Annotated in this window: 11 protein-coding genes and 1 pseudogene; 4 read left to right on the plus strand and 8 right to left on the minus strand. The window is 55.9% G+C overall.

The genetic code is table 11. From position 1 onward, the window contains the following. Positions 1-169 precede the first annotated feature (169 nt). Positions 170-1261 carry a Gfo/Idh/MocA family protein gene (locus tag METLU_RS0106020; protein WP_027157445.1) on the plus strand — a complete coding sequence of 364 codons (1092 nt, stop codon included), beginning with the start codon at positions 170-172 and terminating at the stop codon, positions 1259-1261. A 154-nt stretch (positions 1262-1415) separates the two neighbouring features. On the opposite strand, the gene METLU_RS0106025 is transcribed toward METLU_RS0106020, so the two are convergent. Next, positions 1416-2405: an IS481 family transposase gene (locus METLU_RS0106025; RefSeq protein WP_027157446.1), complete on the minus strand. Its 990-nt coding sequence runs from the start codon at positions 2403-2405 to the stop codon at positions 1416-1418. A gap of 79 nt (positions 2406-2484) precedes the next feature. On the opposite strand from METLU_RS0106025, the pseudogene METLU_RS24605 reads away from it, so the two are divergent. Further along, positions 2485-3054, plus strand: a pseudogene (locus tag METLU_RS24605) (SUMF1/EgtB/PvdO family nonheme iron enzyme); the annotation flags it as partial. Positions 3055-3074: 20 nt separating this feature from the next. Here METLU_RS24605 and METLU_RS28280 read toward each other — a convergent pair. After that, positions 3075-3260, minus strand: coding sequence for a hypothetical protein (locus METLU_RS28280; RefSeq protein WP_027157447.1), 186 nt, complete (start codon positions 3258-3260; stop codon positions 3075-3077). 31 nt (positions 3261-3291) lie between these two features. Here METLU_RS28280 and METLU_RS0106040 point away from each other — a divergent pair, with 31 nt between their 5' ends. Next, entirely contained in the window at positions 3292-3915 is a 624-nt protein-coding gene (locus METLU_RS0106040) for a hypothetical protein (RefSeq protein ID WP_027157448.1), read from the plus strand. Here the strand turns inward: METLU_RS0106040 and METLU_RS0106045 are convergent. From METLU_RS0106045 to METLU_RS24615, 6 genes are all read right to left on the minus strand, one after another. Continuing rightward, the gene (locus METLU_RS0106045) at positions 3863-6958 is read right to left on the minus strand and encodes an efflux RND transporter permease subunit (protein WP_027157449.1); all 3096 of its coding nucleotides are present in this window, start codon (positions 6956-6958) and stop codon (positions 3863-3865) included. The genes METLU_RS0106040 and METLU_RS0106045 overlap by 53 nt on opposite strands. Beyond that, positions 6955-8091 (minus strand): efflux RND transporter periplasmic adaptor subunit, encoded by a 1137-nt coding sequence (locus METLU_RS0106050; RefSeq protein ID WP_027157450.1) that lies wholly within the window; start codon positions 8089-8091, stop codon positions 6955-6957. Before METLU_RS0106050 ends, METLU_RS0106045 begins: the two co-directional genes overlap by 4 nt. Next, positions 8088-9650, minus strand: coding sequence for an efflux transporter outer membrane subunit (locus METLU_RS24610; protein ID WP_051299795.1), 1563 nt, complete (start codon positions 9648-9650; stop codon positions 8088-8090). The genes METLU_RS0106050 and METLU_RS24610 overlap by 4 nt, the downstream gene beginning before the upstream one ends. Next, entirely contained in the window at positions 9640-10308 is a 669-nt protein-coding gene (locus METLU_RS0106060; protein ID WP_027157451.1) for a CerR family C-terminal domain-containing protein, read from the minus strand. Before METLU_RS0106060 ends, METLU_RS24610 begins: the two co-directional genes overlap by 11 nt. Before the next feature lie 447 nt (positions 10309-10755). Continuing rightward, positions 10756-11985 carry a glucose-1-phosphate adenylyltransferase gene (gene glgC, locus METLU_RS0106075; protein WP_027157452.1) on the minus strand — a complete coding sequence of 410 codons (1230 nt, stop codon included), beginning with the start codon at positions 11983-11985 and terminating at the stop codon, positions 10756-10758. Positions 11986-12539: 554 nt separating this feature from the next. After that, positions 12540-13736, minus strand: coding sequence for an alpha/beta hydrolase family protein (locus METLU_RS24615; protein ID WP_051299796.1), 1197 nt, complete (start codon positions 13734-13736; stop codon positions 12540-12542). Between the two features lie 464 nt (positions 13737-14200). Between METLU_RS24615 and METLU_RS0106090 the strand changes: the two genes are divergently transcribed. Then, positions 14201-15667, plus strand: a complete 1467-nt coding sequence (locus METLU_RS0106090; protein WP_027157453.1) for an MBL fold metallo-hydrolase — start codon at positions 14201-14203, stop codon at positions 15665-15667. The last annotated feature ends 16 nt before the right edge of the window (positions 15668-15683 follow it).

A 15683-nucleotide genomic window follows, 5' to 3' on the forward strand; every position in this document is an offset into this window, starting at 1 on the left:
CTGTCGAAAAATTGACAAGCTTCCATTTTTTTCATACTTTTCATTTAACTACAAAAGGCTATTGATGTTTCTGACGGGAGCGGGATTACTCCCTTTCAACCGTTATTAGCAGTTCCTTAGACAAAATCTACATGTGTGCGTGTGTGCCGCTTCATTTTTCGAGGACTCTATGAAACAACAAACTTCTGCACGTCGAAGATTCATCAAGCAAGTGATTTTGGGCGCCAGTGCTCTGGCGCTTCCGCCATTCAATATCCTTGCCCGGCCTGCCAGGGAGCGTCTGGGCGTCGCCTTGGTGGGGCTGGGCCGCTACAGCACCCACCTTCTGGCCCCGGCCTTGCAGCGAACGAAGTACTGTTATCTTGCCGGAATTGTCACTGGGACACCGGCCAAAGTCGAGCATTGGCAACGGCGCTATGGCATTCCTGAGCGGAATATTTATGACTATCAATCGATGGATCGGATCGCCGATAACCCGGATATCGATGTCGTCTATATCGTGCTGCCCAATGCCATGCATGCGGAGTACGCCATCCGCGTCGCCAACGCCGGAAAGCATGTCTGGTGCGAAAAGCCCATGGCCATGACGGTCAAGGAGTGTGAAGCGATGCTCAAGGCCTGTCGGGATAACAAGGTCAAGCTGGCGATCGGCTATCGCATGCAGCATGAGCCCAATACCCAGTCAGTAATCCGCTTCGGCAAGGAGAGAGCCTATGGTCCGCTCAAAGCGATATCGGCCGCCGCCGGATTCTACTACAACCGAACCGACCACTGGCGGCAGAAAAAGAGCATGGGTGGAGGCGCCATGTATGACATGGGGGTTTATCCGCTACAGGCCGCGCGCTATTGCAGTGGTGAAGAGCCGATCGCGGTGATCGCCCGGCAGTCGACGGACCGCCCGGAAATTTTCAAGGATGTGGACGAAACGATGACATTCGACCTCGAGTTCCCAGGCGGCATCAAGGCGCATTGCGAGACAAGCTTCGCTAGGAGCATGAATTCCCTGCACGTGGACTGCGAAAAAGGCTGGTATCAACTGGAACCCTTTCAGACGTATAGCGGCGTCCGTGGATCAACCAGCGATGGCAAGACATTAGACGCCTTCCTGGGCAGTCAGCAAGCCAGGCAAATGGATGACGATGCATTCGCTATTTTACACAGTCAACCTCTGCTGGTGCCTGGCGAGGAAGGGCTGCGCGATATTCGGGTCGTGGAGACGATATTCTCATCAGCGAGAACCGGCCGGAGAATCATGATCTAAAAAGCGATGGCATGTAGGAAACCTGCCGGCACTCCAGCCACAGCAGGCAAGCTTGCTTGACGAGCATGCGGAGAAACCTGTTTTATCTACATTCGTTTAAATTTTGCGGCAGAACCTCGGCAGATTAACTTTTGGTCATCTGGCTATTTTGGCGCTAGATGTTTAGTCCCACGATGTGCAGGATGGGGTCGATTCTGAAGCGATCAGGGTCTTTTGTCCAGATCTGACAGATGTATTCGTAGGGTGTCAGCCCTTTGAGCATTTTGAGCCGCTTGGCGAAGTTGTAAGCCATAACGAACGCGTGCAGATGTTGCTTGAGTTGATCATGTGAGCCGTAGTGATACTGTTTTACAGTCGCCTCTTTGAGCGTTCGATTCATGCGTTCGACTTGGCCGTTTGTCCATGGATACTTAGGTTTTGTCAGCCGGTGATCAATATCGTTCTTAGCGCAAGCCAGTTCAAAGGCATGTGCACGGAAGATATGCCCGGCCTCCAAAGCCTCTTTGAGATCTTTTGCAGTGGAATGCCGATTGCCCGGTGTGGTGAAGTGCGTTCCGTTGTCGGTGAGAATGGTGTGGATTTTGTAAGGAACGGCGATGATAAGCTCTTGCAGAAAGTTTCCCGCAATTTGACGGGTTGCCGTCTCGTGAAGTTGTACGAAGACAAACTTGGACGTACGATCAATGGCAACAAACATGTAGAGCTTGCCCTCCTCAGTGCGCACTTCGGCGATATCGATATGAAAGTAGCCGATCGGATAGTCTTTGAATTTCTTTTTATCTGTGGCGTCTTTTGTATCCGGTAGGCGACTTATCCCATGCCGCTGGTAACAACGATGTAGAGATGACCGTGTCAGATGAGGAATGCTGGCTTGTAAACTGTAAAGGCAGTCGTCTAAAGACAGGAGAGTATGCTGCCGAAAGGCGACGCAGGCGGCTTCCTCCTCTTTTGTCAGAACTGTTGAGCGAACCTCTTTGGGACCCATCGGGGCATCTTGAACCGTTTGCCGCTTGCGCCATTTGGCAACCGTTTTCGGGTTGATCCCGTGTCGAGCCGCCAGTTTGTTCAGGCTCTCTTGACTATGTTGTATCGCTCGACGCACCGCCTCTGTCGTGCGGGCGCATCCGTGTAAAACTTGTCCCATAGTTCCTCCCGTTGTAGCTGGCTATACTTTACACCAGCACATCGTGGGACTAAACAGTTAGAGCCCTTATCCGTGGTGGCGTTATCAAAAAGGGGCCAATTGGCGGCATCCCGATGGCGGCGAACGCCTTGCACCGGCCAATTACCCGGTGACGTTGGTTACCTTGCTTGATGCGCAAGCCTATGCCCGCTGGTTGGGGAGCGACTTACCCACGGAAGCGGAATGGGAATACGCTGCCAAGCTGGGTAACCAGGGTAGCAAGCTGGAGCAAGAACCCCGCGACGGCCATGGGAAACCGCTAGCCAATTTTTGGCAAGGCCAGTTTCCGCGGCACAACAGCAACGAAGACGGCCATGTTGGCCTGGCGCCCGTGGGTTGTTATCCCGCTAACGCCGCCAAGCTTTACGACATGATCGGCAACGCCTGGGAACAAACCAGGGATATTTACACGGCCTCGCATCACTCTCCCGCCCCGCCACTGTTTGTCGTCACCGACGTCAGCCCGATGCAGCCGATGGTCGTTAAAGGGGGCTCGCATCTGTGCGGACGTGATTTTTGTGTGCGCTATCGGCCATCGGCAAGGGAAGCCCATGAGGCAAACTTGCCGATAGCCCATATCGGCTTCCGTACCGTGCAGCGGGAGCGCTAGCACTTTTACACGGCACTTGCTTATCCCTGACAATTGATCGTGACCGCCGACTGTGACACCGTATCCTTCCATTGCAACGCCTGCGACGCGTCAACCGCCACAAACAGGGCGAACAACTTATCGCGGCCAACACCCATTACACGCTTACCGGCGAGGACATCCAGCAACCAATGCCCGGCATTGGGCGCCGATAACCGCTGCACCATTCATGATCGTCATAAACCCGCCATGTGTGGCATGGTGCCTTTTGATGCGCTTTACCCCGATCCATTGCAGCATATCGTGCTGCTCAACAGGCGGTTTGACGCTGACTGTATTGTTGCAGGGAAACATGTTGAATTTCCGGTAGTGATTAAACAGCGACAAATAGTCAGCGATGACTTTGAAAATGCCTTGAGCAAACGCCGTGAGGCATTACGTCAAGATAAGCAATGGTGGGGAAATACGGTTTTTTCCCGGCTACAACGAGAACTACTGGGCAATTCGGCGCAAGATAACCGCATTCCAGCCAATGACGAACTACTGTCTTTTTCCATTATTCTCGCTTTGCAGGCACTGGCCAGCATATCCGAAACAACCAACACCCGCTGCTTACAGTATGTCGATAGCCAGCTTGCCTTGATAGACGCCAAAATCGCCCGGGCACTGGCAAGAAAATCAGCCAGCGACAAAAAAACCACCCGGCTGTTTCGTTCCTTTCGCGACGCATATTTAAAGTTTCGCCCGCAATTACTGGCAAATCAGCATTGTGATCGAAATGACGGCTGGCGACACGAGTGTTGGATCTATCCCATCAACTTGACAATCCCTATCCCGCATCGGATGCTTTGGCGGCTACATGGCGCGGCCAAAGCGACTTGATCCAGTTATTGAAATCATCCAGATAGGTATACGCTACCGGAATCACCAACAAACTGAGAAAGGTGGAGGTCACCAGTCCGCCAATCACGGCGATCGCCATCGGGCTGCGGAAGGATACGTCCGAACCTCCCGCGCCAATCGCAATCGGCAGCATGCCGGCACCCATCGCGATGGTGGTCATGACGATAGGGCGGGCACGCTTCCGGCAGGCATCGAGCAGGGCATCCGCTTGGGACATGCCATGATCCCGCCGCGCAACGATGGCATACTCGACCAGCAAGATGGAATTCTTGGTGGCAATGCCCATCAGCATGATCAACCCGATCAGGGACGGCATGGAAAAGGCTTTACCGGCCAATAGCAGCGCCACAAAGCCGCCGCCGAAAGAAAGCGGCAGCGCAGCCAGGATGGTGATCGGTTGCAGGAACTCTTTGAACAGCAGTATCAGCACGATGAATATACACAACACACCAGTGAGCATGGCGAGGCCAAAGCTCGCGAAAAGCTCGGCCATCATTTCAGCATCACCAATATTGATCTGCCTTACCCCGGCGGGCAGATTGCGAATGCTCGGCAAGTTCTGCACGGCCTCCGTCACTTCTCCCAGAGGCAAGCCGGAGAGTTCGACTTCAAAATTGATATTGCGCGAGCGATCATAACGATCAATAACCGCAGGTCCACTGGATAGCTCCAGATCGGCCACCTGATTCACCATCACCGATCCCGAGCCTGCCTTGCCTGATGGCACAGCTAGCCGTTCCAGTACCGAAAGGTCGCTTCGTCCATCCGCGGCCAGCCTCACCACCACCGGCACCTGGCGTTGGGCGAGATTGAGCTTGGGCAAAGACCAATCGTAATCGCCTAATGTGGCAATGCGCAGCGTTTCCGCGATAGCCGCGGTGGTGACGCCCAGATCGGCTGCACGGTCAAAATCCATGCGTACCGCGATTTCCGGCCTCACCAGCGCGGCGCTGGAGGCGATGCTGCCGAGGCCGGGGATGGTGCGAAGATCTCGTTCCACGTTACGGGCCGCAGTGCTTAAGGCCTGCGGATCATCGCCGCTCAGCACCAGAATGTATTTCTCGCCCGACCCGCCCAGGCCTACTTTGGTGCGCACGCCGGGCAGACTTTGCAGCGCCTGCCGGATGTCCTGCTCGATGACTTGCTTGCGCACGGGTCTGTCCTGTCGATTAGCCAGCAGAATCGTCAAGGTGGCTTTGCGCACTTCGCTGCCTTGCGAAGCGGCAAAAGGATCGCTGCCGGCTGAACCGCCGCCGATGGTGGTGTAAACCGATTTCACATAAGGCACGTTCGCCACCAGTTGACGGGCGGTTTCCGCCGAAGCCATGGTCTGGACAAGGGTCGCGCCGGGCGATAACTCGACGAAAACCTGGGTCTGCGGATTGTCATCCGGCGGGATGAACCCCGTGGGCAGCAACGGAATCAGAAACAGAGAGCCGATGAAAAAAGCCGCCGCCGCGGCTACCGTGGTCAGGCGATGTTTCAAGCACCAGGCCGCCAGTTTCATATAGTTTTGCATGATGCGCCCTTCCGGTGGCTCGGAGTGGCTGCTACCTTTCAACATATAAGCGGCCATCATCGGCGTCAACATTCGGGCCACTACCAGCGAAGCCAGCACAGCCAGCGCCGCTGTCCAGCCGAATTGCTTGAAGAAGCGCCCGGCAACACCGCTCATGAAGGCCGTGGGCAGAAATACCGCGACCAGTGCGAACGTGGTGGCAACCACCGCCAGGCCGATTTCATCCGCCGCCTGCATGGCCGCCTGATAGGGCGTTTTGCCCATACGCAAGTGGCGCACGATGTTTTCCACTTCGACGATGGCGTCGTCCACCAGAATGCCGACCACCAGCGATAACGACAGCAATGTGATCCCGTTCAGGGAAAAACCGAAATACTCCATGCCCCAAAAGGCCGGAATTATCGACAGCGGCAGGGCTACGGCGGAGATGAAAGTCGCCCGCCAATCCTTTAAAAACAGCCATACGACCAATACGGCCAGCAAGGCGCCCTCGTAGAGCATGATCATGGAACCCTGGAATTCTTCTTGGACCGGGGTGACGAAATTGAACGCTTCAGTAAATTCTATATCCGGGTTGGAAAGCCGTAATTCCGCCAACGCTTTTTGCACGCCCGCGCCTACCTCCACGTCGCTGGCGCCCCGGCTGCGCGTGACTTCAAAACCCACCACGGGTTTGCCGTTAAGCAAAGCCTGCGACCGGGGTTCAGCCACAGTGTCTTCAATCGTGGCGACCTGGTCGAGCCGAATACTGCGGCCGTCTGCCAGAGAGAGTTGCAGCGGCCGCATTTCGTCCACCGACGCAACATTGGCCAAGGTGCGCACTGGCTGCTCGCCGCTGCCCAGATTGGTACGGCCGCCGGCACTTTCTCTTTGTATCTCGCGCAGCTGGCGGGAAATATCGGCAGCCGTCGCGCCCAATGATTGCAGTTTGACCGGGTCCAGGGCAATGGTGACTTCCCGGCTGGCGCCGCCAACCCGGTTAACCGCGCCCACGCCGCGCACACTGAGCAACTTTTTGGCAACCGTGTCTTCCACAAACCAGGAGAGCGCTTCGTCATCGCGCTGGGCGGAAGCGACAGTAAACGCCAGAATCGGGGAACCGGCCAAATCCAGCTTGGTAACGACCGGGTCGCGCAAATCGCCGGGCAGGTCGGCGCGCACTTTGGAAACAGCGGAGCGCACATCGTCCAAAGCTTCCTGCACGGGTTTTTCCAGACGGAATTCGGCAGTAATAGTGACGCTGCCGTCCTGCACTTTAGTGGTGATGTGTTTTAGGCCCTGCAAGGTGGCGATAGCGTTTTCGATTTTACGCGCCACCTCGGTTTCCAGCTGGGAGGGCGAGGCGCCGGGCAGGGAGGCCGAGACCGTCACGGTTGGCAAGTCCAGGTCCGGGAAATTCTGAACCTTCATCGACTGAAAGCTCAACATCCCTCCGAAGCTCAGCATTACAAACAGCATCATCGCCGGAATGGGGTTGCGGATACACCAGGCAGAGACGTTCATTGCCGCATCGCCCGCACAGTATCCTGCTGCACCATCCGCACAACATCGCCATCGGCCAGGAAGGAGGCGCCGCTGGCTACCAGGCGATCATCCGGCTGAAGTCCCGAGCGTATTTCCAGGCTATCACCGGTTCTTCGACCCAACTGCACCTTGACCTGAGTCACTTTAGTCAGTTCGCCGTTTTGCTCGCCCAGTTTGAATACATAGCTGAAGCCTTCCCGCAGGGAAATCGCATCCTGAGGAACAAGGAGACCGGTGTTGATGCCGATTTCGAATTCACCCCGGGCGAACATCCCCGCGCGTAGACCATGTTGTGCAGCGTCGGGTAAATCCACATAGACCAGACCATTGCGGCTCTTGACATCCAGGGTCGGCGCCAGTGAGCGAATCTTGCCCTTGATGCTGCCGACATTGGGCACCTCGACGCTGACAGTGATGCCGGGCCTGAGTTGCGCCATTTCGGCGGCAGTGACTTCGCCCCGCCATTCCAGCCGGTTTTGCCGGACCATGCGAAACAATTCCTGTCCCTTTGCAGCGACCGCCCCCAAGGTGGCGCTACGGGAAGAGATAACGCCATCGTCGCTGGCTAACACCCGCGTATATTTCAGCCGCAGCAACTGCGAATCCAACTGCGCTTTGGCTGACTGCATTTTGGCCCTGGCGGTCTTTTCGCCGGTGAGATATTGGTTCACTTGCTGGCTGCTTAGTGCCCCGGAATCCGAAATCTGTTTTGCCCGTTCGGCGTTATCTCGCGCATCGGCCAAATTTGCCTCGGCTTCGGCTAGCGCCGCCCGGCTTTGGGCGACATCCGCCAAAACGCTTTCGTCAGAAAAAACTGCGAGAACCTGCCCTTTTCTTACTGCTTCGCCCACCTGCACATTTACCTCGGTCAAACGCAGGTCGCTTACTTCAGCGCCAATAATGGCCTCCTGCCATGCCGCTATCGAACCGTTGGCAGTCAGTGTCATAGGAATATCGCGCATGACAGGCTGGATTGCCGAAACATTGAGCGCAGGCTTGGGTGCGGAAGATGTGTTGGCGGCGGCAGGCTCGTTGCTGCATCCGGCAATAATACCAAAGCCGATCAGCACGCTTAAGGCTGTCAGAAGAGCGCCTATTTTTCCTTTTGTCATGATTTTCCTCCGGTGAAATCGCCTTGATGATTTAAAAATTGATCTGTTTTCTCGGATTTGCCGTCGCCCGGAGCAGGAGACGCCGCCGCGTCAACTTTCCGGGTATGTCCCGGTTCATCCCAGCTACCGCCGGCCGCGCGGTAGAGGGCAATCCAGGCGCTCACCTGTTCCTGCTCCAGTTCTTTCACGGCCATTTCAGCGGACAGGACGTTGCGCCGGGCCGTTTCGACATCGATCAGGCTGCCTAAGCCGGTTTGGTAAAGCTGCTGGACAGCCAGAAAATTTGTTCGATAACCGGAGACGGCTTTGTGGGACTGCGGCAGACGCTCGACGACGCTGTTCAAACGCACCAGGGCATCCTCTACTTCTTTTACCGCTGTGCGCACCTTGCTGCGAAATTTACTTTCGGCGGCCTGATACTGGATTCGGGCCACTTCAACATCGGCAGCCCGCTTGCCCGCATCGAACAGCGGCAGGCTCAGCGTCGGACCGATTGACCAGGTTTCCGCGAGAAAAAATGCCGCCCCGTTCATGTTTTGCAACGTTGGCGTGATGTTTCCGGACAGGCTCAGCTTCGGAAACCGTTTGGCCTGCTCGACGCCGATTTTGGCGCTGGCCTCCGCGACATCGCGCTCGGCGGCGGCCACGTCGGGCCGTTGCAGCAATACACGAGCGGGCAGGGAATCAATTCGGAATGCCGCCGGGCTGGGCAGCTTTGCTGCCCAGCCCGGCGCTTCGGTCAATAATTTACGCACTTCCGTTTCTTCCAGGGCAGTCATTGCGACTAGACCTTTTATCGAACGCTCGCATTGCGCCTGTTGTTGCAGCAACGTTCTGTTGCCTTCGGCGACGCTGGCATTGGCAAGCGCAACGTCCCCCGGCGCGCGAAATCCCGCTTTGCCTGCGATTTCCGAGAGCCTGGCCGATTCCCGGCGCGAATCGGTATCGGCCTTCAGTATTTGCACTTGAGCCTCACAATAACGATACTCCAGATAAGCATTGGCGACTTCCACTGCCACCGCCACGCGGGCATCGTGCCAGGACGCATTTCTCGATTCCAGCTGACTGAGAGCCGCCTCCTCCTGGCGCGCCAGGCCGCCGAAAAGATCGATTTCCCAACTGGATTGCAGCCCGAACGGGAATTGGTTCCATATGAACGGAGTTCCCCCGAAGGAAGCGGAGGAGCGTGTGGCGCTTGTTTTGAAATCTAAAGCGGGCAACAACGCGCCCTCGGCGCCGACGAGGTTGGCTCTGGCTTGCTCGATGCGTGCTCTGGCATCGGCCACGGAGTCGCTGACTTGTTGGGCTGCTGCTAAAAAGCGATTCAGGACCGGGTCCTGAAAACGATCCCACCACCGGCTTAAGTCCATCGGGTCGCCCTGGTGCGCAACGGGCAGGTTATTCTCATCAGGCTGGGGTGCCTGCCAGTTGGCCGCCGTCGGCAAGGGCGCAGTCTGGTAATCCGGCCCCACCGTGGTCAGCAAACCGCCGGAGCCGCACGCGGAAAGCAGCAAAGACAGAAGACTCGGACTCAGTGGCCGCGGATTATTATTGCTCATGCCTTGCCTCTTGTACGCGGCGCCGGACCTCGCCTTCGACCATCGACACGGCGTAACCGGCCAGACGTTCCGCCAGCACATCAATCGCTTTGGAGGTATTCAGCACTTGCGGTGAAATGGCCGAAACAACCTCTTGCCCGACATAAAAATACACGGCCATGCCAATGATGGAAAAAGCCAGTCGATGGACATCCGCATCTGTGCGCGGCAGGCCCAAATGTTGTTTGAGAATCGCAACGAGAGCGTCATGTTGCGGTTTGAGTTCGGCATCTATTTCCTGTTGCCGGCTCCCGGTCGGCTCGATCATTTCCCGGAAGTGCAGTTTCATCACCAGCCGGATCTGCTCGCCCTTTTTCAGGGGTTCAAGAAATTCCGCGAAAAACCTGCCAAGTGCTTCGGCCAGAGGCAGATCCAGGTATGTTGCGATATTGATGTAGCATTTTTTCTCACCCATGGGCTCGGTGAACACGGCACTATAAAGTCCGGCCTTATCGCCAAAGTAGTAGCGGATGGCCGAAATATTCGCCCCCGCCGCTTCACAGATTTCCCTGGTGGTGGCAGCCTCGAAACCTTTTTCGGCAAACAGGCGTAATGCCGAGGTGATGAGTCTGCTGCGCGCATCATGAGTTTCTGTTTCGGTGTTTTCGTTTTTTACCATGCCGCCTCGGTGAATTGCTTGCCAAAAAATAAATCAAACGATTGAATGATATCATGTCAATCAATCGTTTGATTGTCAATTTTGTGTATCCCTCGGAGGATTTATCGATAGCCGTAATCCGGTTGCTGAAAATTGGCCGGAACGAAGTTAATCTGGAAATCAACAGGGCAGCACTTGATCAGTTTGGTTAACGCCGGGAAGGTATCATTAATCATATTACTTCCTCGATTTAGCGGCCATCCAGGCACTGCCCGTCGATGACGCTGAAGGAACTGCGGCGCTGGCTGGAAGACGAACAAGGCTTAAGCATTTCGATCCCGGCCATTGACCCGTTTATCCGGCATATGCCGGGCCATCGCTATAAAGGATGATTTTCCCACGCAGGTGCGAATCCACTTGTGCCCTATGGGTATTTCGCACCTAACACTTCCCTGATTTATTCCATGCTCATTCCTTAGTCGGGAAGCAATAACCCTTCGGCACGACGGTGACGCCGGATTCCGAAACAACGAAGCGAGTTGCATCGGCGCCGGAGTCAACACCAATCCGCTCGCCGGACGGAATCCGCACATTTTTGTCGACGATGCAGCGCATCAAGTGCGTACCGGCGCCGACATGCACCCCGTCAAACAGGATCGAATCCTCGACTACGGCATTTTCATGCACCTGGACTTGAGGGAACAGGATCGAATGTCTGACCGTACCGCCGGAGACAAGCGTCCCGCTGCCGAGCAGGGAATTGACCAGTTGCCCTTCGCATCCAAGAGGTCCCGGGGCCATGCGGGCGGGCGGGTTTTGTCCGTGGTAGGTGCGGATAGGCCAATCGGGCTGATACAGGTCCAGCGGCGGAACCGGCGCGAGCAGATCCATATTCGCCGCATAGTACGAATCTATCGTGCCGACATCGCGCCAGTACCGGTCCGGCGTGACGCGGCCGGTTTCGCCGCCGAACCGGTAAGCGTAAACGCAATGCGTCTTGATGAGACCTGGAATGATATCCTTGCCGAAATCATGGCTTGATGCAGCAAGAGCGTGGTCGGCATGCAATTCGCGGCAGAGCAGGTCCATGTTGAAAATATAGATCCCCATGGATGCCAGCGCATGATGAGGATCGTTCGGCAGGGGCTTGGGATTTTTCGGCTTCTCGTGGAACTCGCGAATTTGACTTGTGTCCTCCACCGACATGATGCCGAAAGAGCAGGCGCTGGCAATCGGCACGGGCATGCAGGCAATCGTCAGCCCCGCGCCCTGGTCACGGTGAAACTGGAGCATTGCGGCATAATCCATCCGGTAGATGTGGTCTCCTGACAGAATCAGCACATAATCGGCATTGCTGCGCTCGAGCAGGTACAGATTCTGGCGGATGGCGTCGGCCGTCCCGGAATACCAGGATTCGCCGGTCCGCATCTGGGGCGGCACGGCCGTTATGAATTCGGAGAGTTCCGGGTTGAAGATGGCCCAGCCGTCGCGCAGATGTTTTTGCAGTGAATGCGATTTGTATTGAGTCAGCACCAGCACACGCCGCAATCCGGAGTGCAGACAGTTTGTCAGCGTGAAGTCGATGATCCGGTAATTGCCGCCGAATGGCACAGCCGGTTTGGCCCGATCGGATGTCAATGGATGCAGTCGCGAACCCATGCCGCCGGCCAGAATTATCGCCAGAGTTTTATCAAGCATCCGTCACCTCGTCAATTTAACCGAAAAATATAAAACATCCCGTCTGGAGCGAGGCAACCCAATCGATGAGTTTTCTTGCATCGTGCGTCTCCGCATAGTTTTCTCTTCAACTCCTGCATTATTTTGACCAATGGGATCTATGTTTATCAACATGATATAAAATTTTCTCTATTTCCAGCGGGAAAGTCTTGAAATCTTGTGAGCCTTGATTTTTCTGTAACTGATGTTACTCAGTTAGTTGAATTTAGATCGGTTTAATTAAAGTGTCGCCGGCGCGACGGCTTGATGGAATCGGATTTCACGAAAAACCTCCAACAGTCTGTGCAGGCCGGGTTGGAGTTTAAGCGGAAACCCGGCATGGGCAGCCGAAGCATCCGGCCAATCATGCGATTTTTAGTATTATGACCGGAATTTGCGCGGCTTCCCGCAAGGTGACATCATCTTTGGCGAAGCAGAAGCGATGAACTGCCCGATACACGCTAAACGATAAATCAGATATTAATATGACTTATTGTGAAAAGAGCCCCTTCTGCGTAATCGCGGGAGACAACGGTTTAATTTCGGGCATAGCCTTGATTGTGCGTCGCCAGATCCATCGTCTGTTCGATAAAACACCAGAAAGGCTTCTGCCGCAGGAAACCATGATTGGGTATGATGCGTTTGTCCACCTGAATCACCCAGTAAGGGTCTTGAGCGGACGAATTACCCTGATGTCGCAGCTGCAGACCGGCGGAAGCCGAACTTTCCGGGCCGGATGCACACGCCCTGCCGGCAGCAAATGCGTTATTTGACTCCAGCCGATGAGTGATGAACCGTTTGAAATGACCGATGGCGGTGGTCCCCAACTCCCATTCGGAAACGCCCGCCAGCGTCGCATCCGGATTCAAATCTTGCCCTGGTTCGAACAGGGTCGGCACGACTCTGCTCCAGGAAAACGCGGTCTTGGTCATGGTGTCCGCCTCCGACGTAGCGATCAGCAACAGCGGATTGGACTGGTCCGCGAACGGGGATTCACGCTTATAGTTTTCCGCGACTGCACGAATCCCGCTAAAATGCCTGGCCTCGAACGCCGGATTGACCAGCACCACCAGATCGCCGAAGCCGGCCGGTTGAGCGCCGTCCGCGTGAGTCAGGCGCTCCAGCAAAACGCTTTGCAAGGCGTTGAATATCACCGTAGCGCCCAGACTATGGCCGATCGTCAATAAACGGTTGCGCAGGTCGGCATCGCTTTTCACCACGGTTTCGACCTGTAACAGAAAATTCAACAGTTGGTTGCGGCCTATGGTTTCGCTGACCGCTTTCCTGTCCCAGAACGTCAACAGTCTCAGCCAGGGCAGATCCAGTGTTTCGCCGCGCCAGCCGACGTAAATGCCCACCACCTGATATTGCGGATTACGCTGTTTGATATCCCGCAGACTTTCCCTGAAACGGCGGACATTGCTATCAGTGGCGCTGGCATTATGATGCCAGCCATGGGTATAGATCACCACGTATTGCGGCTGCCGTTCGTTCTTCAACCGTTTCAATAACGTGTCCGCCTGCCGCTGATCGTAAAACTGGCCGCGATCGTCGATCTCGACAAACCCCAGGATATAGTCGTCCTGACTGTCGACCACCAGATTGGCCGCGGCGCAATTTTCGCCCGGAACCGACAGGCAAGGCGCATCGCCAATCTCGGTCCGAAAATAGTCCTTGGGCACGCAACCGGTGATTGGCAACAGCAACAGCAGCGCCAACAGCGATTTATTCATGCAGGGTGATATTCCCGGGCGATAATCGAAGAACAGTTCGCCCTATTGATAAACTTCTACACACAAAGGTCTCTCCGCCTGGTTTCTTCTCGACAACGCCAGACCGTTCGTCAAGGCAGATTCGTCATGGTTAAAGCTCAGCAGATTCCGTGCCGTCATTCAAATCGCCGCAATCGCGGATTTTTGCACTCGCCGTCCGCAACAACTGCGTCTAGCGCAACAGTATATCAGCAGATGCTGTTGCGCTGGCAACATCGATCACGTCCTGGCGGCGGCGCCGAGATGCTCCAAACCCGCATTTCGTCCGGCAAGCCAGCCGGCCTTCGCCCTGCCGAGGCGCGTGGCACGTGTCTTGCGGTGCAAGGGCTTCATTCATCAACTTTCAGCCGTTGCAAACCGGGCTTCGGTAAAAAGCGCCGAAATCGGCCTGCAACAGGAAGACAGAACACTAAACAGGAGTTTACATGCACAGATCGCTACACACCGCCGCCGCTCTGGCTGCGGCATTGACTACCATCAGCTGCAGTTCGCTGCAACCTCATAGCCTGCAATTGGCGAGCCGTACCGCCGGCGTTGGCGACCTGAGAGCCATCGAGTTTTCAGGCACTGGCCGCTGGTATCAATTCGGCCAGGCCCCCAACCCGGATTTGCCATGGCCGCCATTCCACCTCAAAAACTACACGGCCGACATTAATTACGATACAGCCAGCGCCCGAGTGCAGATTTCCCGCAGCCAGGTCATCGAGCCTGGCCGCAATCGTCCGGTGCCGGTCGAGCAGAAAGTCGAACAATTCATCAGTGGCACGACGGCCTGGAATCTGGCCTCGTCCGCGGCCAATCCCGTGCCGACCATTAGCGCCCAACCGGCGGCCGTCCATGAACGCAGCGCGGAAATCTGGGCCAGCCCGCAAGGATTCCTGAAGGCGGCGCTCGCTCATCAAGCCAGAACGGAAGCGGTCGGCGGCGGCTCCGAAGTCTCGTTCACCCTGGGCGGCAAATACCGCTATGTAGGCACCCTGAACGCCAAAAACCAGCTGACCAGCGTAAAAACCTGGATAGACAACCCGGTGCTGGGCGACACGCTGGTGGAAACCAGCTATAGCGATTACAAGGACTTCGGCGGTATCCAGTTCCCTGGCCATATCGTCCGCAATCAGGGCGGTTATCCGGTGCTGGACATCAATGTTTCAACCGTCAAAGCCAATCCTCAAGTGGACATAAGCGTGCCTCAGGAAGCCTCCAGGGCGCCATCAGCCCGCGTCGCCGCCAATAAACTGGCCGATGGCGTTTATTATCTTACCGGCGGCACCCATCACAGTGTCGCGATCGAGCAGAAGGACCACATCGTCTTGGTCGAGGCTCCGCAAAACGAGGAACGCTCGCAAGCCGTCATTGCCAAACTGAAGGAAACCATCCCCGGCAAACCCATCAAATATCTGATCAATACGCATGCCCACTTTGACCATGCCGGCGGCCTGCGCACATTTGTCGACGAAGGCGCCACCATCGTCACGCATCAGCCGAACCAGGCTTATTACCAGAAAATCTGGGTCAATCCGCACAGCATCAACCCCGACCGCCTGGCCAAATCAGGCAAGACAGCGAACTTTGAAAGCTTTAACGGCAAACATGTCCTGACAGACGGCAAACGCGACATCGAGATTCATTCGCTCGCCGACAACAGCCACAATGATGCGTTTGTGCTGGTCTATCTGCCCGCCGAAAAAATCCTGATCGAAGCTGATGCTTATACGCCTGCCGCAGCCAATGCGCCGGCACCGGCCGTGCCGAATCCGTATTCGGTGAATCTGTATGAAAGCATTCGAAAATTGAAGCTGGATGTCGACCAGATTGCAGCCTTGCATGGGCCGCGCGTAGCGACACTGGCCGACCTGCGCAGCGCTATCGGCATCAGCAGGGCTTCCAGATAAGCCATCTAAAGATCGA

The sequence above is a fragment of the Methylobacter luteus IMV-B-3098 genome, assembly GCF_000427625.1.
Taxonomy (GTDB): domain Bacteria; phylum Pseudomonadota; class Gammaproteobacteria; order Methylococcales; family Methylomonadaceae; genus Methylobacter; species Methylobacter luteus.

Excerpts from the sequence above, each read along its gene's own strand:
- METLU_RS0106020 (WP_027157445.1), top strand. The coding sequence starts at position 170 with ATGAAACAACAAACTTCTGCACGTCGAAGATTCATCAAGCAAGTGATT.
- METLU_RS0106025 (WP_027157446.1), bottom strand. The coding sequence starts at position 2,405 with ATGGGACAAGTTTTACACGGATGCGCCCGCACGACAGAGGCGGTGCGT.
- METLU_RS28280 (WP_027157447.1), bottom strand. The coding sequence starts at position 3,260 with ATGGTGCAGCGGTTATCGGCGCCCAATGCCGGGCATTGGTTGCTGGAT.
- METLU_RS0106040 (WP_027157448.1), top strand. The coding sequence starts at position 3,292 with ATGGTGCCTTTTGATGCGCTTTACCCCGATCCATTGCAGCATATCGTG.
- METLU_RS0106045 (WP_027157449.1), bottom strand. The coding sequence starts at position 6,958 with ATGAACGTCTCTGCCTGGTGTATCCGCAACCCCATTCCGGCGATGATG.
- METLU_RS0106050 (WP_027157450.1), bottom strand. The coding sequence starts at position 8,091 with ATGACAAAAGGAAAAATAGGCGCTCTTCTGACAGCCTTAAGCGTGCTG.
- METLU_RS24610 (WP_051299795.1), bottom strand. The coding sequence starts at position 9,650 with ATGAGCAATAATAATCCGCGGCCACTGAGTCCGAGTCTTCTGTCTTTG.
- METLU_RS0106060 (WP_027157451.1), bottom strand. The coding sequence starts at position 10,308 with ATGGTAAAAAACGAAAACACCGAAACAGAAACTCATGATGCGCGCAGC.
- glgC (WP_027157452.1), bottom strand. The coding sequence starts at position 11,985 with ATGCTTGATAAAACTCTGGCGATAATTCTGGCCGGCGGCATGGGTTCG.
- METLU_RS24615 (WP_051299796.1), bottom strand. The coding sequence starts at position 13,736 with ATGAATAAATCGCTGTTGGCGCTGCTGTTGCTGTTGCCAATCACCGGT.
- METLU_RS0106090 (WP_027157453.1), top strand. The coding sequence starts at position 14,201 with ATGCACAGATCGCTACACACCGCCGCCGCTCTGGCTGCGGCATTGACT.